23 protein-coding genes and 1 pseudogene are annotated in these 23,504 nt (G+C 54.1%); 10 read left to right on the forward strand and 14 right to left on the reverse strand.

Annotated elements, in window-relative coordinates; all coding sequences use genetic code 11:
* The first annotated feature begins 8 nt into the window (after positions 1-8).
* From DYL59_RS16290 to DYL59_RS16300, 3 genes are all read left to right on the forward strand, one after another.
* On the forward strand, positions 9-254 hold the full coding sequence (locus DYL59_RS16290; protein ID WP_135290087.1) for a hypothetical protein: 246 nt from the start codon (positions 9-11) through the stop codon (positions 252-254).
* On the forward strand, positions 226-1,290 hold the full coding sequence (locus tag DYL59_RS16295; RefSeq protein ID WP_193557556.1) for a copper resistance protein B: 1,065 nt from the start codon (positions 226-228) through the stop codon (positions 1,288-1,290). The genes DYL59_RS16290 and DYL59_RS16295 overlap by 29 nt, the downstream gene beginning before the upstream one ends.
* Positions 1,291-1,452: 162 nt before the next feature.
* Positions 1,453-1,920: a DUF411 domain-containing protein gene (locus tag DYL59_RS16300; RefSeq protein WP_095039783.1), complete on the forward strand. Its 468-nt coding sequence runs from the start codon at positions 1,453-1,455 to the stop codon at positions 1,918-1,920.
* Between the two features lie 325 nt (positions 1,921-2,245).
* Here DYL59_RS16300 and DYL59_RS16305 read toward each other — a convergent pair whose 3' ends face one another.
* The 5 genes from DYL59_RS16305 to DYL59_RS16325 all read right to left on the reverse strand — a co-directional run bounded on the left by DYL59_RS16305 (position 2,246) and on the right by DYL59_RS16325 (position 5,892).
* Positions 2,246-2,428, reverse strand: a complete 183-nt coding sequence (locus DYL59_RS16305) for a DUF1289 domain-containing protein (RefSeq protein ID WP_017341650.1) — start codon at positions 2,426-2,428, stop codon at positions 2,246-2,248.
* 43 nt (positions 2,429-2,471) lie between these two features.
* On the reverse strand, positions 2,472-3,437 hold the full coding sequence (dmeF, locus tag DYL59_RS16310) for a CDF family Co(II)/Ni(II) efflux transporter DmeF (RefSeq protein ID WP_034139898.1): 966 nt from the start codon (positions 3,435-3,437) through the stop codon (positions 2,472-2,474).
* Between the two features lie 11 nt (positions 3,438-3,448).
* On the reverse strand, positions 3,449-3,724 hold the full coding sequence (locus DYL59_RS16315) for a metal/formaldehyde-sensitive transcriptional repressor (RefSeq protein WP_034139899.1): 276 nt from the start codon (positions 3,722-3,724) through the stop codon (positions 3,449-3,451).
* Positions 3,725-4,017: 293 nt separating this feature from the next.
* Positions 4,018-5,343 carry an OprD family porin gene (locus DYL59_RS16320; RefSeq protein ID WP_034139900.1) on the reverse strand — a complete coding sequence of 442 codons (1,326 nt, stop codon included), beginning with the start codon at positions 5,341-5,343 and terminating at the stop codon, positions 4,018-4,020.
* Between the two features lie 216 nt (positions 5,344-5,559).
* Positions 5,560-5,892 (reverse strand): DUF2790 domain-containing protein, encoded by a 333-nt coding sequence (locus tag DYL59_RS16325; protein WP_033902856.1) that lies wholly within the window; start codon positions 5,890-5,892, stop codon positions 5,560-5,562.
* A 173-nt stretch (positions 5,893-6,065) separates the two neighbouring features.
* Between DYL59_RS16325 and DYL59_RS16330 the strand changes: the two genes are divergently transcribed.
* A complete protein-coding gene (locus tag DYL59_RS16330) occupies positions 6,066-6,503 on the forward strand; it encodes a PLP-dependent aminotransferase family protein (RefSeq protein ID WP_255032559.1) in 438 nt (145 codons plus the stop codon).
* Between the two features lie 188 nt (positions 6,504-6,691).
* Here DYL59_RS16330 and DYL59_RS31695 read toward each other — a convergent pair.
* The 5 genes and pseudogenes from DYL59_RS31695 to DYL59_RS16355 all read right to left on the reverse strand — a co-directional run.
* Positions 6,692-6,982, reverse strand: a pseudogene (locus DYL59_RS31695) (type 2 periplasmic-binding domain-containing protein); the annotation flags it as partial.
* An 86-nt stretch (positions 6,983-7,068) separates the two neighbouring features.
* A complete protein-coding gene (locus DYL59_RS16340) occupies positions 7,069-8,997 on the reverse strand; it encodes a TniQ family protein (RefSeq protein WP_135290088.1) in 1,929 nt (642 codons plus the stop codon).
* Positions 8,994-10,385 carry an ATP-binding protein gene (locus DYL59_RS16345; RefSeq protein ID WP_167496686.1) on the reverse strand — a complete coding sequence of 464 codons (1,392 nt, stop codon included), beginning with the start codon at positions 10,383-10,385 and terminating at the stop codon, positions 8,994-8,996. Before DYL59_RS16345 ends, DYL59_RS16340 begins: the two co-directional genes overlap by 4 nt.
* Positions 10,363-12,489 (reverse strand): hypothetical protein, encoded by a 2,127-nt coding sequence (locus tag DYL59_RS16350; RefSeq protein WP_099456566.1) that lies wholly within the window; start codon positions 12,487-12,489, stop codon positions 10,363-10,365. Before DYL59_RS16350 ends, DYL59_RS16345 begins: the two co-directional genes overlap by 23 nt.
* 1 nt (position 12,490) lies before the next feature.
* Positions 12,491-13,297, reverse strand: coding sequence for a TnsA endonuclease N-terminal domain-containing protein (locus DYL59_RS16355; RefSeq protein WP_099456567.1), 807 nt, complete (start codon positions 13,295-13,297; stop codon positions 12,491-12,493).
* 285 nt (positions 13,298-13,582) lie between these two features.
* Here DYL59_RS16355 and DYL59_RS16360 point away from each other — a divergent pair, with 285 nt between their 5' ends.
* Positions 13,583-14,098 (forward strand): single-stranded DNA-binding protein, encoded by a 516-nt coding sequence (locus DYL59_RS16360; protein ID WP_003232445.1) that lies wholly within the window; start codon positions 13,583-13,585, stop codon positions 14,096-14,098.
* A gap of 139 nt (positions 14,099-14,237) precedes the next feature.
* Positions 14,238-14,999 (forward strand): trans-aconitate 2-methyltransferase, encoded by a 762-nt coding sequence (tam, locus tag DYL59_RS16365; protein WP_135290089.1) that lies wholly within the window; start codon positions 14,238-14,240, stop codon positions 14,997-14,999.
* A 21-nt stretch (positions 15,000-15,020) separates the two neighbouring features.
* Here the strand turns inward: tam and DYL59_RS16370 are convergent, their stop codons facing one another.
* On the reverse strand, positions 15,021-15,581 hold the full coding sequence (locus DYL59_RS16370; protein ID WP_135290090.1) for a cysteine hydrolase family protein: 561 nt from the start codon (positions 15,579-15,581) through the stop codon (positions 15,021-15,023).
* A 97-nt stretch (positions 15,582-15,678) separates the two neighbouring features.
* Here DYL59_RS16370 and DYL59_RS16375 point away from each other — a divergent pair, with 97 nt between their 5' ends.
* The 3 genes from DYL59_RS16375 (at position 15,679) to DYL59_RS16385 (ending at position 18,664) form a co-directional block, all read left to right on the forward strand.
* Positions 15,679-16,638, forward strand: a complete 960-nt coding sequence (locus tag DYL59_RS16375) for a GlxA family transcriptional regulator (protein ID WP_135290091.1) — start codon at positions 15,679-15,681, stop codon at positions 16,636-16,638.
* Positions 16,639-16,809: 171 nt separating this feature from the next.
* Positions 16,810-17,919 (forward strand): DUF3182 family protein, encoded by a 1,110-nt coding sequence (locus tag DYL59_RS16380; protein WP_135290092.1) that lies wholly within the window; start codon positions 16,810-16,812, stop codon positions 17,917-17,919.
* On the forward strand, positions 17,909-18,664 hold the full coding sequence (locus tag DYL59_RS16385) for an alpha/beta hydrolase family protein (RefSeq protein WP_135290093.1): 756 nt from the start codon (positions 17,909-17,911) through the stop codon (positions 18,662-18,664). Before DYL59_RS16380 ends, DYL59_RS16385 begins: the two co-directional genes overlap by 11 nt.
* Positions 18,665-18,786: 122 nt before the next feature.
* Here the strand turns inward: DYL59_RS16385 and DYL59_RS16390 are convergent, their stop codons facing one another.
* Genes DYL59_RS16390 through DYL59_RS16400 form a run of 3 tightly spaced genes read right to left on the reverse strand, consistent with a single transcriptional unit; the run spans position 18,787 to position 21,759 of the window.
* Entirely contained in the window at positions 18,787-19,734 is a 948-nt protein-coding gene (locus tag DYL59_RS16390) for a lysylphosphatidylglycerol synthase domain-containing protein (RefSeq protein WP_135290094.1), read from the reverse strand.
* Positions 19,724-20,983, reverse strand: a complete 1,260-nt coding sequence (gene clsB / locus DYL59_RS16395) for a cardiolipin synthase ClsB (protein ID WP_135290095.1) — start codon at positions 20,981-20,983, stop codon at positions 19,724-19,726. Before clsB ends, DYL59_RS16390 begins: the two co-directional genes overlap by 11 nt.
* Positions 20,980-21,759, reverse strand: a complete 780-nt coding sequence (locus tag DYL59_RS16400) for an endonuclease/exonuclease/phosphatase family protein (RefSeq protein ID WP_135290096.1) — start codon at positions 21,757-21,759, stop codon at positions 20,980-20,982. The genes clsB and DYL59_RS16400 overlap by 4 nt, the downstream gene beginning before the upstream one ends.
* A 300-nt stretch (positions 21,760-22,059) precedes the next feature.
* On the opposite strand from DYL59_RS16400, the gene DYL59_RS16405 reads away from it, so the two are divergent.
* Positions 22,060-23,502 (forward strand): OmpA family protein, encoded by a 1,443-nt coding sequence (locus tag DYL59_RS16405; RefSeq protein WP_135290097.1) that lies wholly within the window; start codon positions 22,060-22,062, stop codon positions 23,500-23,502.
* The last annotated feature ends 2 nt before the right edge of the window (positions 23,503-23,504 follow it).

Genomic DNA, 23,504 nt, shown 5'->3' on the forward strand with positions numbered 1-23,504 from the left:
GACGATCTATGAGCACATACCTAAATCGTAATTCCCTCGTGGGTTGCCTCTTTGCTGCTGTCCTGCTGAGTGGACTCTCGTCCACGGTGCTGGCAGAGGAAAATGGCAGCGACCATTCAACCACTGTTCCTGCTACAGCAACGGACAAGCCAGCAACGGCAAACGATTCGAAGCTAGATCACGGGGCAATGGACCATAGCCAGATGAGCCATGAGTCGATGGATCATGACCAAAAAACCAAAAAGGCAGATTGAGATCATGACCAGTAAGTTTTTACGCCCAACGCTGATGGCACTTGCAGTCTCTACCGGTCCAGCATTCTTTTTCATGGCTCAAGCCGCTGAAGAGATGGATCCGTCGATGGCGATGCCATCAAGTGCGGACGCAAAGTCTTCAACTGCACAAAAATCCAAACCAGCCAAAGCGAAAGATGCCGCGATGGATCACTCCAAGATGGACCACGGCTCAATGGGATCCATGGACCATAGCAAGATGAGGGCTATGGATCACAGCAAGATGAGCATGGATAACGGGCAAATGGACGGTATGGAAAGCATGGATGGAGGGGCGACTACCACAAGCCGAACCCCGATCCCCGTACTTACCGACGCTGACCGGGCCGCCGCTTTTCCAGACTTACCAGGCCATGGTGTGCACGATAAAAAAATTAACTCGTTCATCCTCCTGGATAAATTTGAGTACCAAGACGCTGACAACGGTAGTGCGCTGGCTTGGGATGCAAAAGGGTGGATCGGCGGTGACGTCGATCGCCTATGGTTGCGTTCGGAAGGCGAACGTACCAATGGCGTAACCGAGAACGCTGAACTTCAGGCTCTGTGGGGACACGCCATCGGTCCTTGGTGGGATGTCGTCACCGGCATTCGACAAGACTTCAAACCTGGGTCACCTCAAACATGGGGAGCGCTCGGTATTCAGGGCATGGCCCTCTATAACTTTGAAGCTGAAGCGACTGCTTATATTGGTGAGAACGGTCAAACCGCAGCTCGGTTTGAAGGCGATTACGACATCCTGTTGACCAATCGCCTGATCTTGCAGCCGACCGCCGAAGTAAACTTGTACGGGAAAAATGATCCTCAGCGCGGCATAGGATCTGGATTGGCCAACACTGAACTAGGCCTGCGGTTGCGCTACGAAATTACTCGTCAATTCGCACCCTACATTGGTGTTAGCTGGAATCGCTCATATGGTAAGACGGCTGACCTGGCCAGCGATGAAGGGGAAAAGACAAACGAGGCCCGGTTTGTAGCTGGTATTCGGATATGGTTCTGAGCGATTTGAGCACTAGCCCTACGAATTCAAATGATCGGGGAGTTGGCTCCCCGACTCTAAAGTAGATCCTTCAATGTAACCTTTGCAGCGGCATGAACGCTTGAGTGGGGTTCTATTGCTTCGTAGAACATCTCGCCGTCTCCAAGGGAAAAGGAAATATTCATGACAGGTAGCTTCCGACTTTCAAGTCGATTTCTGCGTATTGCAACATTCGCTGCGCTGTTCATCGGCTCAACGGCTCAAGCGGCGCAGGCCCTGACCATCGATGTGCATCGAGATGCAAACTGCGGATGCTGCAAAAAATGGATTCAGCATCTTGAGGCCAATGGCTTCACCGTCATTGATCATGTAGAAACCAACATGAGTGCTGTCAAACAAGATCTAGGTGTCGCTCCACGACTCTCGTCTTGTCACACTGCGATGATCAACGGGAAGTTTGTTGAAGGTCATGTGCCAGTTGAGCAAATAATTGCGATGAGTAAGCGTGACGACCTTCTCGGGATCGCTGCTCCTGGCATGCCAGCAGGTTCTCCAGGAATGGAAGTCGACGGAGTGCATGAGGCCTACCAGATAATCGGCCTGACCAAAGCTGGCACAGATCAGGTGATTGCTGAATACCCCGAAAACTAATCCCACCCCGTCCATCCCGTCACAGCATGGTCACCGTTCATGGCCATGCAGCGGGACATGCTCTGTCGATTTCATTCTCAAACCATTCGCTAAGGACATCAGCAACAATTGTAAAGGCGCTCTTGCACCGAATTTGATAACCCCGTACTGCTGTCCTCAATAACAATTTGAGATGACGCCATGCTCCGTATACTGCCACGCATTGGGCAGCAGATTGCTGATCGGGATAGTGCTAAGTTTGGGAACGGCGTTGCCTCTCAGCTTGCCCTTTCGAATTAGGGCATCTGTCTCGGCTGAAAAAGTAGAAAAGGTAAATGACTGTGGTTTAAGAGTTCTTTTTTTGCAGGCTTTTCAGACGCAGGGTGGCGCGTTGTACAGCGGCCATTTTTTCTGGACGTTTCATTCGTTTCCATTTTCTGATGTCTTCCTTGGTACGACCGCAGCTGACGCATAGTTCGCTGTTCAGCTGGCAAACAGAAATACAGGGATTTTCGATGTCCTTGGCCATTGTTCAATTCCTCGTCGAACTTATGCGTGCTACGGGTTCATTGCTAAGCCAGAACGGCGACCTGATCGGGTGAGTCAGCGCCCAACTTCGTGCGGTACTCAACTGTCAGATGAGTGATCTCATGAACCGTCGCCAGCCGTTCTCGTATGTTTTCTGCATTCACTGCTGGGCTGCCCAGAACACTCACAATCGCGGCGCGGGCTTGCGGCCCCACCTGCCAGACATGAAGATCAATGATCGAAGCATCTCCCGGTCGCTCAACCAGTTCACGAATCTCTTCAGCGACATGATCATCTGTCTGGTCGAGCAATACACCCGAAGTCACCCGCATCAACGACCAAGCCCAGCGTGCAATCACAACGGCACCCACAATCCCCATTGCAGGGTCGAGCCATACCCAACCAAGGTATCGACCAGCAAGAAGGGCTGCGATGGCCAGAACCGAAGTCAGTGCATCTGCAATGACGTGAACGTATGCAGAGCGCAAATTATTGTCGTGACCATGCGCATGGTGAGACTCATCGTGGCCGTGGTCATGCCCATGGTGATGATCATGACCGCCAGACAGCAAAAGCGCGCTCACCACATTCACTGCTAGTCCGACAATTGCGATTAGAGTCGCTGTCCCGAATTGCATTTGAGTCGGTTGAAAGAGACGAAACAGCGACTCTCCAGCAATTCCCAAGGAAACCAGTCCCAAAATCAGAGCAGAAGCGAAGCCACCCAAGTCTCCCACCTTGCCAGTTCCAAAACTGTAGCGAGCACTTGAGGCATGTCTTTTCGCGTAACCGTAAGCAGCTGCGGCTATGCCCAGTGCACCTGCATGCGTTGCCATGTGAAAACCATCGGCAAGCAACGCCATTGAGCCAGTGAGATAACCTGCGGTGATTTCAGCAACCATCATTACGACGGTCAGGGCCACCACCCACAAGGTACGCTTGGCGTTTTCTTCATGTGATTTCCCAAGGAACATATGGTCGTGGGAATAGTCGGTGTACGAATTACTCATCTGGGCAAATCCTATTTGGAATAGCGGCGAATGGCTTCGAGAAGCTCATCGACGCCTTTCGCTCTTTCTTCGTTGCTGAGTGTTGGATTCGCGACGTGTTCACGAGCGTGGTCTTCGATGATTTCATCCATGAGCCCATTGATCGCGCCACGAGTCGAAGCGACCAAAAGCAAGGTTTTCGAGCAGTCATCATCAGAGTCGAGTGCTCGCTCAATCGCCTGGATTTGCCCAGCGATCCGCTTTACGCGCTTAAGAAGATTGTCTTTGCTCGATCTCATATGCCCCATACCATACCCCCCCTACCTATAGTTGAAGTATAATCACACGTTCCACCTAGCCATACAACCCAGGACGGAAATACACCTGCTCGTGCAGAACCTGTGTACGCAATAGATTGTGCGAGAGCTCATGAGGGGCAGCATCAGCACTGGAATGACGGCCGGGGATATACCGATAGTTATGTCAATATCCATAAAAAAAGGCGCCACTAGGGCGCCTAAGCCGTCTCCAAAACCAAAGGAGAAAAAAGAGACGGGGTGTATCTGGCAATCGGACGCTTGATGCCTACGGCCAGCGTCCGTTAAAGCATTTGCAGTGGATACTCGACAATCAGTCGGACCTCGTCCAAATCAGATTCGAAATCCGTGGCTCGTGTCGTTGCCTGGCGAACACGTAAAGACATGTCCTTCAGAGAACCTGACTGGATGACGTACTTAGCCTCGATGTCTCGTTCCCAACGCTTTTGATTCTGCAATGGGGCGCCATCCGCTCCACGACGCATGTACACGCTGTTCGCGTTGGAATAGTCCGCATCCCAACCCTTAGCGTAGCGGGTCATGAAGCTGAGACCGGGGATGCCGAAGGCCTGCATATCTAGATCGTAGCGCAGCTGCAAGGATTGCTCTTTCGGTGAGTTGAAATCGCTGTACTGAATAGAGTTATCCAAGAAAATTGAGTCGGATTGGCGAAGGTAGTCAAAGTCGTCGTTACCATTATTGCGCTGGTACCCAACGGTCACGACGTGCGCTCCGAATTTGACCCCGGTCTTGCCGCTCCAGATGTTGTTATCGAAGCTTCCCAGAAGTTTTTTACCCTCATCCACCGCTCGGTAGTAATTAAAACCACCGATTAGCGATACGCTATCTGAGAGCGGATAGCTCAATGTGGTGCCTGCGTAATACTGGTTCCACACATCCTTGAATTGGCTGGTGTAAAGACTCACACCTACGTGCTCATTGACTGTGTAATCGCCCCCTAGATAAGCGATCCACGGAGCATCTACCGCACCAGCGTAGAAAGTCGAAAAGCCGTCACGCATGCCACTGGAATTGGGTTGGCTCATCGCATGCAGCCGACCACCCTGAAGGGTAAGGTCTTTGATGCTGGTATTGGTAAACGTTGCACCACGAAAACTCTCAGGGAGGAGTCGGGAATCCCCATAGGCCACGACAGGCGTCGATGGAAATACGTCCCCTACCTTGACGACTGTATCCAGGAAACGCACTTTTGCGGCTCCGCCTACTTTTGAGTAGGAGTCTTCAGGTTGGCCTTTGCTATTGTGCGGCAAGACATCGACTGAGCTACGAGCTCCCGAGCGACCATCACCTGAATCGAGCTTGAGGCCTTCCATTGCAAACGCATCAATGCCGAAGCCTACTGTACCTTGAGTAAAGCCTGATTCGAATCGGCCAATGATGCCATGAGCCCATTCGGCTGAGTAACCATTGCCCGTGGGGCTTGACTGGCCCTTTCGATAATCACGATTGAGATAGAGATTCCGATTGAGAATACTAAAGGTGCTCCCCTCAATGAATCCTTCAGGTCTTTGCTCAACAGCCACTGCAACTTGCCCCATGCTCATGCTAAGGGCAATGAGAGAAAGACCATAAATGCTTTTATTGTTCATTTAACACTCCAGGCTTTAGCTTGGCAGAGTTTCTTTATGAAATTTTTTATAATTATAAAAAGCCACCAGCACGTGAGGATTTATCCTACGTGCCGGCAGACATAATTTCATACAATAGATAACTCCAGCGTGACCTGAAAATTACTTCTATGTCAGCGAACAGTAAGCAGGCTCAAAAAATACCGAACAACCTTGCGCAGTTAGGGCCAACGCTAACTAGCTTCCGTGAGGGCAGTTAGTACCCATAACCTTGTATTCCAGGGTGTTGAGCTTGCCCGCCGAATCTTCATAGGTCATGCGCGAAGGGGCTACGCCACAGGTTTTATTGGCTTGAGTGGTACTGATTACCTTTTGGACATCGAGGTTCATTCCATATTCATAATGAACAACTTCAGGTGTCGTCTTTCCGTTTTCTAAGGCGTACTGCTCCATCGCCTTCTGGTTCTCTTGCATCATTCGACCATAAACGCGGTCACCACCTCCTTCAGCCATGGCCAAAGAAGACATGGTCAAGATGGTAACGGCAAAAAAAACTTTTAGTGATTTCATGATTTTCTCCTAGTGTTCACTTACTTCTGACTAGAGGATAACCAGTGATGCCTTTCAGAAAGCTGCCGCGAATATTACATATGTGTAAGGTGTTCCACAGCACACGTGAGCTCGACTATTAGAAATTTAACTTATTGGCAGAGTAGGCTCAGTGGTGGTTGAATTCAGCATCGTTGCGAAGTGTTGGACCTGACAAATTAAATCAGCTACGCCAAGTGCGGTTTCTAAAAGATTTGGCAACTATGAAGGCGTTGATGGAGCAACATCGTCTGCTACTCAAACCCAGGTTTGATCGCGTGGAGGCTGTGTTCAGATGGAAGCTGGGTCGGCATGGGTTTGCTCGCTGGACCAGGCCTAATGGTGGTTATTTTGTCAGCCTGGAGGTGCTGCCCGGCACCGCCACTAAGGTCGTCGAGCTGGCGGCAAAGGCAGGCGTTATCTTCGCGAGTCCAGGATCGTGTTTTCCCTACGGAATCGATTTCGCCGATTCACAGCTTAGAATCGCACCATCAATGCTTGAGTTGGAGCAACTAGATTGGGCTCTTGCGGTGATTGCCACCTGCGTGATCAAAGCTGTGTGCAGTGCACTGAAGGCCCTTCCCCCGGCTTGAATAGAGTCACGACGGGGCGTTGCGATAAAGATATGATGGGCATCGTTGCAGTGAAGCTTTGCTCTGGGTCAGTTCTCAGAGAAACAAACACAGACGCACTGTCCACTATCTTTGGCCTCATTGTCCAAGCTCGTCTTAAGCACCTGCGCCTCACAACACGTATGTTCTCCATCTTGGGCTCCTGGAGATTAGGTGGCCGAAATCCTTAGCGTCTTGAATAGCAGGCTGTACAAGCTGTCGACCGGCTTTGACCCGAGCGAGGCGTGACTGCGGTAGACGGCAACCTCCATCGGTTCAAGTGGGCCTAGGCCATGCTCAGCGCCGAGGATCTCAAGATGATCTGGCACACTGCATCGAGTCAGTACGGCGACAGCCAGACCACTTTCGACTGCAGCTAGTTGGCCTGCCAAGCTCGAGCTGTTGTAAATCACCTTGTACTGGCGGCCTTGCAAAGCCAGCGATCTAATGGCGCTGTGATGTGGTAGGAAGAGGTACTCGGCGGTCGCGACGGCACCACGCAATGATCACTACACCTGCTCGCGGTCTGGATTCAGATCGCATTGTTTTAGAATGGGCTAGGATTGAAAAATGGTGATAGCGAGCACTTTGAGTGATAACTCAAGTTATGAATCTTTACATATTTGATGACTAAGTCGCGACAGCCCAGTAATTCTTGGATGGGTAACCCTGCTATTCGGCGAAGTTTGTTTGATGAAACGGGAACTAGTAGTTTTGCGTATTCTGCTACCGCCCATTTAATCAAACGATCCTGAAAGCTTTCCTTAGGCTCAGCTGCTGTTGCAAAAATACGTGATATCTCCGATTTGTAGGGCTCTGGAAATGATTGTGGTTGAGTTACTCCGCAGTCTTGTCTTAAGCGTGTTGCGGTGAGACGGGCTGGTCGTTCAGATTTGTTAAATTCTTTTTTCTTTTCGGCTTCAATGGCGAGTCGAATTTGCTGAAAACGTTCACCCCAGGCTGTTCTATTGGTAGGGCCATGATATTTTCTAATAGGTTTTGGGATGTTCTCGCTTGTCCATAATGAGTCGTTAATCAATACAGTATCAATGTACGACGAAAGGGTCTGGCGCAATTCAGTGCGGGTGATGTCGGGTTGTGATTCTACGAGTGCCAAAAGCTTTTCCTTGGCGTGCTGAGTTTTTGAGATTTCCTTGCTCGATTTTCCGCAGAGAAGAAGATGAGGCTGGTCGCCAAAAATTAATGATATGGTATATTTACCTAAGTCAAAAACTCTGCAAGCTTCTCTGAGCCCCGTACCATTCTTGATTGCTTCTCTGATCTCTTTTAGCACGTGCCAACCAATACGGTCACACTGCTTTTCAGTTAGTGGTATGGCTATTTGATGATAGCGCGCAGCGGTACGGAAAATGCCTTCATTTATGTTTAAGCTTTTTGCCGCCGTAACTACCGCGCCTTTAGCTTGGCTCAGTGCGTTTTGAACTGCCGCCTTGTCGGGGTAGTGTTTTTTGCTGAGAGATTTCGATGGGTTAAGAGCTATAACTTTTGGTAAGTCGCATATTTTGCTGATGTCGCGTATGTCGTCGAAAAACAGCTTTGCAACAAATAAGTTATATATAATATTGGTTCCATTATGATTGGTACGAAAAACACGAGCAAGATCATGCCGGACCGAGCCCCTGCGAGAGCATTCGACAATAAAGCCAAACTCGTATAATAGGCTGGACCCAATTTCTTTCTCCAAAGCGTGTATTAGGACGCTATTTCTAATTTTTCCTGATGGCATTATAAAGTCATGCAGTTTTAACAGCTGTCGTAATTTGGATGTTATGTCTGTATGCAGAGAACTGCTGTTCAGCAGATGATCAACCTGCAGCGCCACCCATAATAGAGTGTTTTTTGAGGTTTCATCTGTTGCTTCAACGACCATAGGATGAATAGGCGTTTCGCAATCGCATTGTCCGGCCATTCGCCACATGATTGCCCTAGTCCGACTGTTGCAATTTACACAGCTGAAATGCAGCGGACAGCTGTGGCGTGCGCAATACTTTACGAACGCTGGCTGATGTTGTCGATACAGGACAGGAAATCCCAGGTTCTCGATGTCTTCAGTGACGCAGCTAGGACAGAATTTAGAATTGTGCCGGCCATTTTGGCCAGTTGTTTTTTTTCGTTTGGTTAGTCCTAAAGTCGCTGAAGGATTTCCATTTAGTCCATGACTTATTTCTTCCATTTTACTTTCGTAAAACTCTGGGCCTGATGAGTGCAGGAAAAGTGGAACTATAGTGTGGCTCTCAACAATCCTTCTTGGATTGTTACACCAAGGGTGTCCATCAGCCATTCTGCCTGCAAGTTCCACAACCGCGATGGGCACTATGGCTGCGGCGCTAGCTCTATCAAGTCCGATTAAGCCAAGATTGCGCTTAGTATAACCAGCAGTGCGGTGTAAATAACGTGCCACAACTGAAGAGTATAATTCGCCCGCCACTGGTATAGGAAAACCCGGGACTTTCATGGGCGCTCCAAGATCTTACTTAGATCGTCAGGGTTCTCATTCAGCACCATTTGTTTAATCTCTTCCTTTGAAAGCGGTTCACTTTTGCTATTTGCTTTCTCTACTCGGCTGGAGGGTTGGCGCTCTCGTATAGGATTTAGTGTGTTCTGTTGGGTTAGTAGCTGGCTTTCAGGTAGTCCTGTATTGGGCGAGAGCGCGTTCGAAAGTGCCTCGTCAAATTTATCTATCAAACGTGGGCTGTTGGACTTCAGGATGTTTACTGCAGGATGAAGCGGGGTCATTCGCAAGTTGTACGTTTCAATTATAGTATTTTCATTAATTTTCTCAGAGCCGTCTTCGATTGCAGCGAGTTGAGCGCTAGCAAATACGCTGAGCATAATTCCTGTTATGCCTTGGCTAACATCATAAAGAGCGTCAATAATTCTGTCGCTTATTTCGGATCGTTCTTTGGTCCATTGGTATTTCCAAGCAATCTTACATAATTGATTAAAACTTTCATCATCGGCAGAAAGCGGCCGTTTCAGGTCATAGTACCCACCCTCTACCAATCGCCGAGAGATGCTAAGATCACCCTCTAACAGCCTAAGGGCTTTATAGGTACCCGCGATCACGATAGGAATGCCGAGTTCATCGCGGAGGTTTACAAGAAATGCTATGACTTTTGCAGCACCGACTCCCATCAGTGAAAGGTTTTGAAATTCGTCTAAGACTAGCAACCCAACATGATGAGTGGTTATGATTTTTCGTATTTCAGAGAGGTAGAAGTTTCTGTCGCCTCCACGCACATCCTGAAAAATGCCATGGTACAGCTTTAAGCCAAGAATGCGATCCGTATAGTCGCCAAAAGATGCGCATAAAGTTTTAACTGTACAGTGTTCGGGTACATTACGACGAAGCCACAGTATTTGCCGTTCTGGGAAGGGTTGATCTTGAAATAACGCATGTTGATAACTCTGCTGCCCTGCGCTCTCAAGCACTCGGTCGAGTAAGGTCGATTTACCCATTCCAGAATGTCCAGCTATAAGCGATATAGTTGGGCGGATGGTGATGTCTGCCTTGCCACCGTAAAGTGCCCTCTGCCCCTCGGCTGACATAGGGTTTCGAGGGATATATCCGTCAAATAGCTGAGAGCTAATTCCAATAAGCGCTCTTCGATGCACAGGATGTGTTGGTGCGAAAAAGTGCCTGAGTCGGTTGATTTTTATTCTTCTAAGATACGTGGGAAGCTCACGGTCTAACGTATCGTACTCAGGTTTTAACCCAAGTCTTATGAAAGCTTGGCGATCATTATCTGGCGGAAGATTCAAATGTGCTATCAACGGATTGTCATCAATTTCCGCTGCGCCAGATTTTTGATATATTATGTCATTTAATGATGTTGACTGCATCGACTTCATCCCAAATGGATATCTCGTTTTGGTTATGCTCTGTATCCATGTTTTCAGCGGACAGGTTCGGATGTGGAGTTGCTTCAGGTGTCTGGTTTGGGTGTATACCTCCGTTTAATCCCGGAGAGCGCTCATTTGCCCTTTCTTGCGCCCGATTTTGGCGAATATCCACTCCGTGACCCGCCTTAGGCGAATTGCGTTTCTCCACAACAGATTTTTGCACTGCGGCTTTGACGGCTCGTACACTAACCCTGCGTTTGCTGTAGTGGATGAGTTCGGCTTGGCTGACTAATTGCTTCTGGATCGCTCGAAACTCTTTAGCCTCAGGGAACGACGCTCTAATGTCATAGATTTCCGGGTCTGTATTGAGCGCCGGTAGCCATGAGTTGATACTCGAATCATAAAAATATATTTCGCTAGCAAGCAGCGGGTTGTACGAAATTTTAACTTTTATAGACTGATTGACTGAGGCGCTCAGTAGGCCGGATGTTCTGAGATGGTCACAAATGTAGGTCTCTCCTTGGAACAGTATGCCAAGCGGAGAAATTCGGCCACTACCATTTGTCAGTAAATATTCATATATGAAATGTGGCCCCATATTTCGGGTGAAGCCGGCTCGGTTCGATAGTGCCCAACGGTGTAGTCCAATGCGAGTTGCTACCCTCGGACCTTCGGCTAGAGCATCAGGCGGTATTTTTTTGGGATCAACCGCCGTGTTATTCAAGTCCATGATTATTTCTACTAGGATCTTTTCAAATTCAAATATATCCAACGCAGCTGTTTTTTTTCCGTCGGGCGACCGTCGTTCTCTTTTCTTTGAAAACCTACCAGGCAAATCGAATCTGCTGCTTCTGTTTTTTTTAAGTTCGGCGTTCTTGCCCTCCACGGTACCTTTCGCGATCGGTGTCATAGAAGGTGTGATTTCTACACGTATTCCCGATTGAGGAAAGTTATGCCCCATGTTGGAGATCAACTCTGCGCGGTCTGCCCGCAGTAATGTTGGCAAATGGTGGCACGGCCAATCTGCTGAGGAGTACGGCAGTCCTAGTCGTTCAAAGACTAGAGACTTATCGCTGAAGCAATTGTACAATGCTAGCGCCGCAGTGGCCCAACTAGGGTTTTCCAAGCTTACGGCGTAACCTACAATGGCCCCATCATAGGTATCAACTATTAGATAGACTGTAGGCCTTCCAACGAGCAGGCTTTTTGTAATCCTTGAAACAAGCTGGATTTGAAAGTGAGTCGCGTCGATTTCGTAAAAGCCTGGGCCAGGCACATTGTCGCTAGCCTTGCCTCTTGATCCTCTAGGTGATTCTGCTTCTAATTCGTCATTGGCTTTCTTTAGTTTTCGGCAACGATATCTAAACTGCCGCCATGTAGGAACTTTGTGTTTTTTAGCAAGCGCAGGGTTTAAAAGTAATCCGTCGGTCCCGTCGGATATGGCCTCAGGCGGAAGCTTGTAGGTTGTTAAAAGCATTTCATGAAAAGCATCCTTCCAAGTCATCCGTTGCTGAGCTATATATATTTCATAAGCTTTTTTTATTTGGGGCTCCACTTCGTACGATGGTACCTCAGTGTCGGCTGATAACAGATTTGGTTTTGCTCCCCTTTTTTTACCAGATGTAGGCGGGTTAAATACCCTGGCATCTTTCACAACGAATTTACTAACAACTGCGACCGTATTACGACCTGCTTGAAGCCAGTCACTCACCCAAAGTTTAATAGTTTTCTCTGTCAGGTCTAACGACGCAGCAATCTGCTTTATCTTTGAGTTGGCTGCTTTTTTATTTGTGAGAAACTCAGGCATGACAGAAAGCGCGGAAGTGATGTCAGATACCTGTTTCAGCCTTTTTTCTGCAGCTTGCGGAAGTTTGGGAGGTATCGAAGGGAGATCGCCTAACGGGTCTGATACTTTCACTAACCTTTCGGAAGCGAGCAGGTCAATCCACTCTGAATAATCAACGCTGAATGGCTTAGTGGCTTTATTCTTCTTGATTTTTATGAGTATGACCTTTTTTAGCTCAACGGTTTCCAACACTCTGACCGGGCAGTCGAACATATGGGATGGCGTTGTTGCTACGTACACGTCGTGTATCTCGTACATTTCAGGCCACCTCCCTCAAAAGCACATTCCCTCGGTGTCTTAACGTATTTCTTTCTATGTCAAGTCGGCTTTGATGTCTCCAGACAGCTTGGCCTAAGAGGGTGTGGCCGGTATGCACGTCGATGCCCATTTCCCTAATGGATTTTGTCATGATTGCGTTGAAGGAAAGCTGACGACTGCAGTTTTCCTCAAACCGCCGGCTGAAATCTTCCGGCGTGATTAGTGATCTGAGGCGGCAATCGTCCGAAAGTGACAATTCAAAAAAGCAGAGATTATTAACCCTATGAGTTGAAATCTCTTTCTCGGTGATAAGAACCCACTTAACGCCCCGATTATTCCAATAAACCTTTTCTATCAGCAGTTTTTCGAGGTTACGAGGCGTTAAGTCCTTGGTCAGCTTCACGCTGATCGCTAGGAGTTGATCCCCATTCGGCCGATCAAGTGTGAGTAAAAGATCAGTGGTCATCACTGTTGGTGTTTTTGTCGCAGGGTATGTTGGATGACGCACACCGAGATCTGCCGCTATTTGCTGGGTTTCCGCCAAGGGGAGCAGTGCGTACTGTTCACGAATGTCTCTCGTGGACCTTGAATACTCGGCTTCAAGATGGACCTTGAATTCTTGCCGAGATAGATAGTGATGCGTGCGTCCGGTCAGCCGGCTTTTGACCATACTCGACGTCCCGGTGGAAGGAACGTCTCGGACGTACATGAACGGCTTATAGCCGGCACCGTCACCCTGCCCGTAACCGGCTGCTATCCACCTGTCCACCAAATCTGGATTTGGTGCTCTGCATTTCGTACCTGCCATACCGCCTCCTGATCGGCGATCCCGCGCCCGCTGAGCGAGGGAGATTGAGCTAGGAAATCATCGGTAGTCAGAGTGGTAGCTGGGTTCGATCATAAAGGCTTCGTTCCGTAGCCGGGTGAGTTAAACTAGGAGATCGTGAAGACGCGTACGCCATGGCACGTTGCTACCTAAGATCGTCCATCAAGCGGCGCATATTGGAAATTCTTTTGGCCCCTTCCAGAAATATAGACAAATTTTTTGGCCCTGGGAGAAATTCTTTTGTCCCTCTACACTTAGGAGAACGTTATGGCCCGTGGGGTTAACAAAGTCATATTGGTCGGTACATGCGGCCAGGATCCCGAAGTTCGCTACTTGCCTAACGGTAACGCCGTGACCAACCTGAGTCTGGCGACCAGCGAACAGTGGACCGACAAGCAGACCGGCCAGAAGGTCGAGAAAACCGAATGGCACCGCGTGTCGATGTTCGGCAAGGTTGCAGAGATCGCCGGTGAGTACCTGCGCAAAGGTTCGCAGGTGTACATCGAAGGCAAGCTGCAAACCCGCGAGTGGGAAAAAGACGGCATCAAGCGTTACACCACCGAAATCGTGGTCGACATGCAAGGCACCATGCAACTGCTGGGCGGCCGTCCACAGGGCGACCAACAGGGCCAGGGCGGCATGTCCAACTCGGCACCGCGTCCACAGCAGTCCCGTCCGCAGCCAAGCCAGCAGCCACAGCGTGAGTCGCGTCCAGCGCCACAGCAGGCCGCGCCGCAGCCGGCTCCGGATTTCGACAGCTTTGATGACGATATCCCGTTCTAAGGTCCAAGGCCTGGAACGAGCAAACCCCCGATGGCCCAGGCCTCGGGGGTTTTTTATTACCCGCCAACTCCAGGCGTTTGTTCTCCAGGCCCATTGGATTTAGGCTGTGGGCCACCTTTAAGTCCGAAGGAAAGCCGTGATGACCTGGTCTGCCAAGCAATACACGATGTTCGAACAGCAGCGCACCCGTCCCGTCCGTGATCTGGTGGCGGCCATCCCGAATACCCAAGTGCGCACCGCCGTCGACTTGGGGTGTGGGCCGGGCAATTCCACCCAGGTGCTCGCCGAACGCTTTCCAGAGGCTCACGTCACCGGCATGGATAGCTCCGATGACATGCTCATCGACGCTCGCAAGCGCCTGCCGGCACTCAACTTTGAACTCGCGGATATCGGTGCCTGGAAGCCTGTGCAACCGTTCGACGTGATCTTGGCCAATGCCTCGCTGCAATGGCTGCCGAACCACGCCAGCCTCTATCCGCATTTGGTCAACCAACTGACGCCGGGCGGTACGCTGGCGGTGCAAACGCCGGACAACCTCGATGAGCCTGCCCACCGCCTTGCCCGCGAAGTTGCGGCCGATGGCCCATGGGCGGCCAAGATCGGCACGGTAAAACACAACGAGCGCCACCCGGCGAGCTACTACTACGAGTTGCTGAGCAAGCACTGCAGCACCGTGGATGTGTGGCGTACCACCTACCTGCATCCCTTGGCGGATCACGCTGCGGTGGTTGAATGGTTCAAGGCGTCAGCCCTTCGGCCATTTCTGGCGCCTTTGACCGATAGCGAAAAAACAGCCTTCCTGCAGGAATACCAGGCGCGGATTACCCAGGCTTATCCGGCCCTGGGCGATGGCACTGTCTTGCTGCCATTCCCGCGCCTGTTCATCATTGCGACCCGCTAAGCCCCCAAACACAAGCGGCGGTCATGCCGTTGCTTGTGCCTTCAAAAAGTCGTCCGCCGACACCACACCTGCATACCCAAACGCCAGCGATGCCATGTACGCACCGTGCACCTGCGCCGCCGGAATCACCTGTCCATTGAATTCCAGATCCCGCGTGGCGCATGCGTCGTGGATCACCGTAACGGTGTAGCCCAGGTCTGCCGCCGCCCGCACAACGCCGTCGATGCACATATGGCTCATGCTGCCGACCACCACCAGTTCCGTGATGCTGCGTTGTTCCAGCAGCGCCCGCAGGTTGGTTTCGCGGAACGCATTCACAAAGTGTTTCAACACCACCGGTTCGTTGCCTTCATTCAGCACCTTGCTGTGCAAATGCGCACCTTCGGAGCCTGGGGTAAAGAACGGCGCATCTTCAGAGGCGAACTCGTGGCGCACGTGAATCACGGCATCCCCGGCCTGGCGAAACGCTTGCAGCACCTGCACAGCCTTGTCCGCCGCGGCTTCCACGCCGTCAAGTGGCCACTTGCCCTGGGGGAAGTAGTCGTTCTGGATATCGATTAGGATGAGCGCTTGCTTGGCCATGGGTACTGCCTCGTGATGGGTTGATAGGGCCCAGTATCTTAGCTGGCGCCTGCACCGGGGATTGGCTGCACCGACAATAACAGGGGGAAAACTGACAATGGCGGTTGTTGAGCTGGGCGTGTTGATTTACCAGGGGGCGCAACTGGCTGCTGTGCACGGTCTGACTGACCTGTTTGGGGTGGCCAACCGAATTGCCGCCGAGCATCAATCTGCACAGCTGCCATTGCTGCGGGTCAGTCATTGGCAAGTGGACGCCACGGGCCAACCGGCGCGGGTATTTGCCAGCCATCCCGGCCCTGCGCAAGCGATGATGGCCGTGCTGGTACCGCCCTCCATTGGCGAGTTCACCGAAGAGCAAGCGCCGCCGACGTTGCTGGAATGGCTTCGCCAGCAACACGCGGCCGGCACTGTGCTGGGGGGTGTGTGCATCGGCTCGATCATGCTGGCGCGCAGTGGGCTGTTGGACGGGCGCAGCGCCACCACCCATTGGTCGTCTGCCCAGTCCTTTGCCAGCCGTTATCCGGCGGTGCGGCTGGAGGCCGATAAACCCATCGTCGATGACGGCGACCTGATTACCACCGCTGGCCTGATGGCCTGGTCCGAACTGGGCTTGCGCCTTGTGGACCGCCTGATGGGGCCGAGCATTGCGGCCGATACCGCGCGGTTCCTGGTGATCGAACACAGTGACAGTGCCAGCCAGTGCGGCAGCAACTTTGCGCCGATCCTTGGACATGGCGACGCGGCGATCCTCAAGGTGCAGCACGGGTTGCAGGCAAGTGGGGCGGTGGATGTGTCGGTAGCGGCCATGGCCCAAGAGGCGGGGCTGGAGGCGCGCACGTTCCTGCGGCGCTTTCGCCATGCCACAGGGTTGAAACCGACCGAGTATTGCCAGCACCTGCGGGTGGGCAAGGCCCGGCAGATGCTGGAGTTCACCAACGGCACCATTGACCACATCGCCTGGACCGTGGGCTATCAGGACCCCAGCGCATTTCGCGCCACCTTCAAGAAAATCACCGGGCTGGCACCCAGCGATTACCGCAGCCGGTTTGGCGTATAAATCGTGCAGAACGCCGCCGACCAGCGGCGGCTTCGTGCAGAATCAAACAGGCCCATTGCTATCATCTTTGCGACAACTGTCTGATCCTCGGGTGATTTTTATCCACAGCCCGTTGGCGTGATCCCTGCAACGTCGTCCCTACACAGCTGGCCTGATGGCCAAGGGGGACGCATGACCCCGACTCACCGCAAAAAGTTGGTGGTGGCCCACTCCACGCGAGAGGGCGCGCCGTTGCACGAGGTTGAAACCAATCGGGCCCTGGCGCGCTGGCTGGCGCAGATTCTTGGGCTCAAGTTTGGTGGCAGCTACGACCTGGACCAGCACGCAGGCCGTGACCTGTACCTGTTGCCAACACAAACCCTGGTTGGCCCTGGGCAAGCCCGTAGCCTCCACATCAAAGGCCCGGAAGACTTATGGGGCGGTTATGTGGACCACGACTTCATCGCCACCAAAGCCATCAGCCATGGGCTGCTCGGCCCAGACGCGCATGCTCCAGAAGGCTGGTCGCCGCTGTTCTGCCAGCGTGTGCGAAACGTCGTACTGGATGGCGTGAGTGTCTTCGCCCTGGCAGACGCCCAGCCTGCTGCCATGTGCCTGCTCGACAAAGGGCCTGTCCGCCTGAAACCGGTACACGCCTGCGCTGGGCGGGGTCAGGAAGTTATCCACAGCCTGGACGAGCTGAACGCCGTGCTGGCACGACCGGGTGCGGCAGAGCTTTTGCGCGACGGCGTGGTTTTCGAGCAAGACCTGCACGATGTGATCACCCACAGCGTCGGTCAAAGCTATATCGGCGATCACATCATCAGCTACTGCGGCGATCAGTACCTGACGCAAGACGGGCAGGGCGAAGACGTCTACGGCGGCTCCAACCTTTTGGTGGTGCCTGGCTATTACGAAGACCTGCTCAAGCTAAACTTGCCCGAGGACGTGCGCCTGGCTATTCAACAAGCCCAAGTGTTCGACAACGCCGCCGACGAGGCCTACCCCGGCTTCTACGCCTCACGGCGCAATTACGACATCGCCCAGGGCCTGGACAGCAACGGCCAGCGCCGCAGCGGCGTGCTCGAACAGTCTTGGCGCATGGGCGGGGCCAGCAGCGCGGAAGTCGCGGCGCTGCAGAGTTTTATCAACAACCCTGGCCTGCGCGCGATTCATGTGTCCTCGGTAGAAACCTACGTGGACCAAGCCCTGCCGGCCGATGCCATCGAGGTATACCGGGGGCCTGCGGAAAACAGCGACTTTCTTCTCAAGTACGTGACGGTTCAATCTTATGACGGCTAGAAGTGAAAGCATTGCGATCGATATCGACGATGAACAAATGAGCGGCACCTTCCTGAGCCCCAAATCCAAAGTCCCGGGCGTGTTGTTTGTGCACGGCTGGGGCGGTAGCCAGGAACGTGACCTTGAGCGCGCCAAAGGCATTGCAGGCCTGGGGTGTGTATGCCTGACGTTCGACCTGCGCGGCCATGCCGGCACCGGTATCCCGCTGTCCCGCGTGACCCGCGAAGACAACTTGCGCGACCTGCTGGCGGCCTACGACCGGCTGCTGTCCCACCCGGCCATCGACACCTCGGCGGTTGCAGTCGTGGGGACCAGTTACGGCGGTTACCTGGCGGCAATCCTCACGTCATTGCGCCCCGTGCGTTGGCTGGCGCTGCGGGTGCCGGCGCTGTATCGCGACCAGGAATGGCTCAAGCCCAAGCGTGACTTGGACAAGATCGACCTGATGGATTACCGCAGTACGTTGGTCCATGCCGAGACCAACCGGGCATTGCATGCCTGTGCGAAATTTACCGGGGATGTGTTGATCGTCGAGTCGGAGACAGATGACCACGTGCCCCACGCCACCATCATGAGTTATCGCGCAGCGTGCCAGCAGACACACTCGCTGACCCATCGGATTATCGATGGGGCTGATCATTCGCTGAGCGATCCGGTGTCGCAGCAGGCGTACACCTCCATCTTGGTGGACTGGATAACTGAGATGGTGGTGGGGGAGCGGTTGAGCATCATCCAGGCTCGATGATTGGGCGGTTCTTGAAATTGCTATCGGGGGCAAGCCTCCTCCCACACTGACGGTATTCACAAATCTGAATGTGTGAATGCCGTCAATGTGGGAGGGGGCAAGCCAGACCAGTCACCCCAATCTCAAGCCGGCGCCTTCTTCACCCGAAGCGCCTTCGCCTTGGCCTCCACCCCCAGGTACATCACCAACGCAATCAACAACGGCAAAATAAAGTAGATCGCCCGATACGCAATCAACCCCGCCAGCAGGCTGCCCCGCGACGCCTCATGTTGCAGCAACCCGATAAATACCGCCTCCAACACCCCAAGACCCGCCGGAATATGGGTGATCACCCCGGCAATGGCGCTGATCAGCAACACCCCCAGCACCAACGGATAATCCAGCTTGGCCGGCAGCAGCGTAAAAATCACCGCCGCCATCAGCGACCAGTTCAGCGCACCCAACGCCAACTGCAAACAGGCCATGCGCACCGACGGCAGGTTGATCTCCATGCCGCGCACCGACCACGCACGCTTTTTCGAAAACTGACAGGCCGCCAGATAACCGAGGCTCAGCAGTACCAACACCGCCCCAATACCCTGCAACGCAACCGTACTGACCTTCCATCCCGGAGGCATGGTTACCAGGCCACTGCTGAAAATCACCCCGGCCAGGGCCATATAGCCAAACCAATTGGTCGCCAGGCTCAAGCCCAGGATCTTGGCGATATTGCCGGTGCTCACCCCCAGTCGTGAATACAGCCGATACCGCATGGCGATGCCGCCTACCCACGCGCTCAGGTTGAGGTTGAACGCATAGCTGATGATGCCCACCGGCAAAATCTGCTTCCAGGTCAGGTCCTGGCGAATGTAGGTGCGGCCAATGAGGTCAAAGCTGGCATACACGAGAAAACTGCACAGCGTGACCGCGCCTGCGATCAGCAGGGTGCGCACCTTGAAATCGCCCAGGGTCTGCAGCACTTCGCTCCAGTCGATGCGCCGGGCGAGCAAGGTGAACAACACAATCAGCGCCAGAAAAAACACCACCGTCAGCGGTTTCTTCCAACGCTTGAAGCGCGATTCAGTGGTCATGGGCCTGGCCCTCGAACGGTTTCAACCGGGGTTTGTGCGCGGGCAACCATCCGGTCATCGCTGGGAAGTGGCGCATCACATGAAACACCAGAAAACCCACGGTCAAACGCCACAGCCACAAGCGCGGCTTGCGGTTTTCGGGCATGGTCTGGCAGTGATCGCGGGCGAGTGTTTGCAGGCGCTCGTAGAGTTGCTGGTTGAAGGCGCGGTCGCGAATCAGCACATTGGCTTCCAGGTTCAGCGACAGGCTCAAGGGGTCCAGGTTGCTTGACCCCACGGTGCTCCATTGGTCATCCACCAGCGCGACTTTACCGTGCAGCGGGCGCTGGCAATATTCGTGGATCACCACGCCGTCCTTGAGCAGGTAGTCGTACAGCATGCGCGCCGCCAGCTTGGCCAGCAGCACATCGGGCTGGCCCTGCATGATCAGTTGCACCTTTACGCCACGGCGCGCGGCGTTGCGGATTTCCCGCAGCAGGCGATAGCCGGGGAAAAAGTAAGCGTTGGCGATCACCACACGCGATTGCGCTTTGCTCAGGGCGTGGATATAGGCCTCTTCGATATCATCGCGGTGTTGCACGTTGTCGCGATAAATCAAACGCACCAGGCCTTCGCCTTCGGTGGACCACGCCGATGGCCGTTGCTGGCGCCGCCGCCAACCACGCCGCGTGCGCACCTGGCGGCCACTTTGCGCGAGGGCAAAATGGTGCAGGTCGGCCACTGCCGGGCCCGTCACTTGCACCGCATAATCCTGCTTGGCCTCGGGGCCGAAATCGCCCAAATGGTCGGCCGAGAAATTGATCCCGCCGATAAACGCCACGGCTGCATCCACCACCACGATCTTGCGGTGCAGGCGCCGGAACCAGTTGGTGCGAAAGCCCAGGGTCTTGGACGCCGGGTCGAACATCTGCACCGTCACCCCCGCGTCGGCCAATTCGCCGAGAAACGATGGGCGCAGCTCGCCGCAGCCAAAGCCATCCAGGCTGGCCACCACCTTTACACCGCGCTGCGCCGCCTCGATCAGGATGCGCTGCAGCTCATGGCCCACCTTGTCCTCGAACAGGATAAAGGTCTCCAGCAGAATCTCCCGCTGCGCCCCGCGCAAGGCCTCGAACACCTGCGGGAAGTACGCCTCGCCGTTTTCCAGCAACATCACCTGATTGCCGCTTTGCCAGCCGTAATCCAGGTCACGGGCCTTGGCTTCGTCCGGTGGTTGGTCGGTGGCGATGTGCTCCACGGCGATGTTCATAGCTCGATCTCCACCGACAGCGGCACATGGTCCGATAAATGCGACCAGGGCCGCGTGGTCAGTACACGGGGGTTGTGCACCTTAAGGTTGCGCACGTAGATGCGGTCTAACGGCAACAGCGGCAGGCGTGCTGGAAAGGTGCGCGCCGGTTTGCCATGGGCCTGCACGAACACTTCCTGCAGGCCGCTTTGACTCAGGTCGGCCTTTTGGCGCCAGTCGTTGAAGTCGCCGGCCACCACCAGCGGCGCATCGGTTGGGATCTCGCTGATGCGCTGCTCCAGCAAACGCAATTGCTGCTGGCGATGCACCTCGCGCAGGCCCAGGTGAATACAGATGGCGTGCACCTCTTGCCCAGTGCCCGGCAGGCGCAATACGCAATGCAGCAGGCCACGGTTTTCATGGCCGCTCTGGGAGATGTCGAGGTTGTCGTAGCGCACGATCTGGAATTTCGACAGCAACGCGTTGCCATGGTCGCCATGGGGGTAGACCGCGTTGCGCCCGTAGGCGAACTGCGGCCAGATGCTGTCGGCCAAAAACTCGTACTGCGGCATGTTCGGCCACTCGCTGTAGCGCTGTGGGTGGCGTTCGTGGGTGCCATGGATTTCCTGCAGGAACACCATGTCGGCGCCCACACTGCGTACCGCTTCGCGCAGCTCGGGCAGGATGAAGCGTCGGTTCAGGGCGGTGAAGCCCTTGTGGATATTGACCGTCAGCACCGTGAAGCGAGTGATGGCGACGCTGGGGGTGATGGGCACCCAGTCGGGAATCGCAGCCATGGTTGCTCCTGAAAAAGAGTGGGGGCCTGGCCCCCGTTTATGGCTGACTCTGATTTTTGCTGGAAAGTTTCCAGCGTCCTACAGACGGTGCCTAAGGTTGAGAAGTCCGGTTTAGAGCAATAAAAGGCAATAAAGTGTTACAGATGCTATTGAAATGCCATTACTGACATGGTCAAATTCCGCGCGATCTCTATTCAATCATACGATTTTGCAGGGCCTGTTCATGGATGATGCGGCTGACACCGTTCGGTGTTGGCAGTGGGTCGGCGGCTCTTTTTTATAAAGGCCGGAACCCATTACGTGAATACCTCCCTTACCCGAAAAATCAGCCTGCTGGCCGGCGCCATCGCGCTCAGTGGCTGCGCGACCCTCAACGAAGCAGGCAAAAACTACGGCACCGCCATTGGCTGTGCGGGCGGCGCCATTCTGGGCGCCGGCTTGACCTATGCCATTACCGGTGATGCCAAAAAGGCCGTCGTGGGTGGTGGTGTGGGCGCCGCCGCCGGCTGCGTGGCGGGCAACCTGTGGCAGAACCGCTTGCAGGAGCTGGAGCGCATCGCCAAGGAAGAGAACCTGAATATCCAGGTGCAAACCTTGCAGAGCCAGGAGGTAGCTGCCGGCAACGCGCGGGCGCCAGCGCCGACCGAGGCGGGCATCGTCGCCCAGGTTCAGGACGAAGGCATGTTTGCCACAGGCAGCGCGCAATTGAGCGTCAATGGCCAGCGCCAAGTGCGCAAGCTGGCCGCCGCTTTTGCGCCCAAGCAGGGGCAGAGTTCCCAGGCCGCGATCCTGGTGGTGGGCCACACCGATGCCACTGGCAGCGCTGCCACCAACCAACGCCTGTCCGAGCAGCGTGCCCGCGCCGTGGCGTCGATCCTGGCCGAGCAAGGCATTGCCCCGCAGCGCATGTTCTTCCAGGGCGCCGGTGCTTCGCGGCCGATTGCCGACAACAGCGACAGCGCGCAGCGCGGCAAGAACCGTCGTGTGGAAATCGTTGAAGTGACCGACCGCAACATGCTGGTCAAGCGCGTCAACGCCGAGCAGAACAACACCAAGTACCTGGCCCACGGCACCTCGACCGAGCCTGCGCGCACCGTTGCCAGCGCGCCCAAGGCCAAGCCCTCGGTGGCGGCCAAACCCGCCGCCGAGAGCAAACCTGCCGATGCCGGCACCGCCCTGGTGGATTTCGGCGGCGAACCGGCCAGCGATACCCGCTGGACCATGGGCCAGGCCATCGCCCCGAAAAAGGCCGGTTTCGCCCTGGTCTCCAGCGCCCATGCCGGTGACCTGCCATCCAGCAGTTGCGAAGCCGACCGCCCGCGCGAAAGCGGCAAAGTGTTCAACCTCGCCAGCGGCAAGGCACTGGACACCCAGACCACCACTGAATACCTGCCGGGCTACAACAACCGCGTGTGGGCCAATGTGGTCAATGGTCACCTGGTGACCCTGTCGCCGGTGTCGATCCTGCGCGACGGTGCCAGTGTCGACCGCCAGCCGTTCATCGAAGTGGTCAAGGGCTACAACGAGGGCAATCGCAAGTCGATCAAAAGCAAAGCCGTGGCCAACACCTACGAGGGTGAGGACCTGGTGCTGTATCGGGTATTCACCCAAGACCCCAAGGCGCCGGTGTCGTGTATCGACGTGGTGTTCAGCAAGAAAAATTCCGAAGCCACTGACGGTGCGTTGTTCTACCCCCGCAGCCGTGAAGCCTTCACCACCCGTTTCGTGCCGATTCGCGCGTAAGT

Source organism: Pseudomonas kairouanensis (assembly GCF_004682055.1).
In the GTDB taxonomy this organism is placed as follows: Bacteria; Pseudomonadota; Gammaproteobacteria; order Pseudomonadales; family Pseudomonadaceae; genus Aquipseudomonas; species Aquipseudomonas kairouanensis.

Coding starts and splice junctions, on each gene's coding strand:
- DYL59_RS16290 (WP_135290087.1), top strand. CDS start 9: ATGAGCACATACCTAAATCGTAATTCCCTCGTGGGTTGCCTCTTTGCT.
- DYL59_RS16295 (WP_193557556.1), top strand. CDS start 226: ATGACCAAAAAACCAAAAAGGCAGATTGAGATCATGACCAGTAAGTTT.
- DYL59_RS16300 (WP_095039783.1), top strand. CDS start 1,453: ATGACAGGTAGCTTCCGACTTTCAAGTCGATTTCTGCGTATTGCAACA.
- DYL59_RS16305 (WP_017341650.1), bottom strand. CDS start 2,428: ATGGCCAAGGACATCGAAAATCCCTGTATTTCTGTTTGCCAGCTGAAC.
- dmeF (WP_034139898.1), bottom strand. CDS start 3,437: ATGAGTAATTCGTACACCGACTATTCCCACGACCATATGTTCCTTGGG.
- DYL59_RS16315 (WP_034139899.1), bottom strand. CDS start 3,724: ATGGGGCATATGAGATCGAGCAAAGACAATCTTCTTAAGCGCGTAAAG.
- DYL59_RS16320 (WP_034139900.1), bottom strand. CDS start 5,343: ATGAACAATAAAAGCATTTATGGTCTTTCTCTCATTGCCCTTAGCATG.
- DYL59_RS16325 (WP_033902856.1), bottom strand. CDS start 5,892: ATGAAATCACTAAAAGTTTTTTTTGCCGTTACCATCTTGACCATGTCT.
- DYL59_RS16340 (WP_135290088.1), bottom strand. CDS start 8,997: ATGAAAGTCCCGGGTTTTCCTATACCAGTGGCGGGCGAATTATACTCT.
- DYL59_RS16345 (WP_167496686.1), bottom strand. CDS start 10,385: ATGCAGTCAACATCATTAAATGACATAATATATCAAAAATCTGGCGCA.
- DYL59_RS16350 (WP_099456566.1), bottom strand. CDS start 12,489: ATGTACGAGATACACGACGTGTACGTAGCAACAACGCCATCCCATATG.
- DYL59_RS16355 (WP_099456567.1), bottom strand. CDS start 13,297: ATGGCAGGTACGAAATGCAGAGCACCAAATCCAGATTTGGTGGACAGG.
- DYL59_RS16360 (WP_003232445.1), top strand. CDS start 13,583: ATGGCCCGTGGGGTTAACAAAGTCATATTGGTCGGTACATGCGGCCAG.
- tam (WP_135290089.1), top strand. CDS start 14,238: ATGACCTGGTCTGCCAAGCAATACACGATGTTCGAACAGCAGCGCACC.
- DYL59_RS16370 (WP_135290090.1), bottom strand. CDS start 15,581: ATGGCCAAGCAAGCGCTCATCCTAATCGATATCCAGAACGACTACTTC.
- DYL59_RS16375 (WP_135290091.1), top strand. CDS start 15,679: ATGGCGGTTGTTGAGCTGGGCGTGTTGATTTACCAGGGGGCGCAACTG.
- DYL59_RS16380 (WP_135290092.1), top strand. CDS start 16,810: ATGACCCCGACTCACCGCAAAAAGTTGGTGGTGGCCCACTCCACGCGA.
- DYL59_RS16385 (WP_135290093.1), top strand. CDS start 17,909: ATGACGGCTAGAAGTGAAAGCATTGCGATCGATATCGACGATGAACAA.
- DYL59_RS16390 (WP_135290094.1), bottom strand. CDS start 19,734: ATGACCACTGAATCGCGCTTCAAGCGTTGGAAGAAACCGCTGACGGTG.
- clsB (WP_135290095.1), bottom strand. CDS start 20,983: ATGAACATCGCCGTGGAGCACATCGCCACCGACCAACCACCGGACGAA.
- DYL59_RS16400 (WP_135290096.1), bottom strand. CDS start 21,759: ATGGCTGCGATTCCCGACTGGGTGCCCATCACCCCCAGCGTCGCCATC.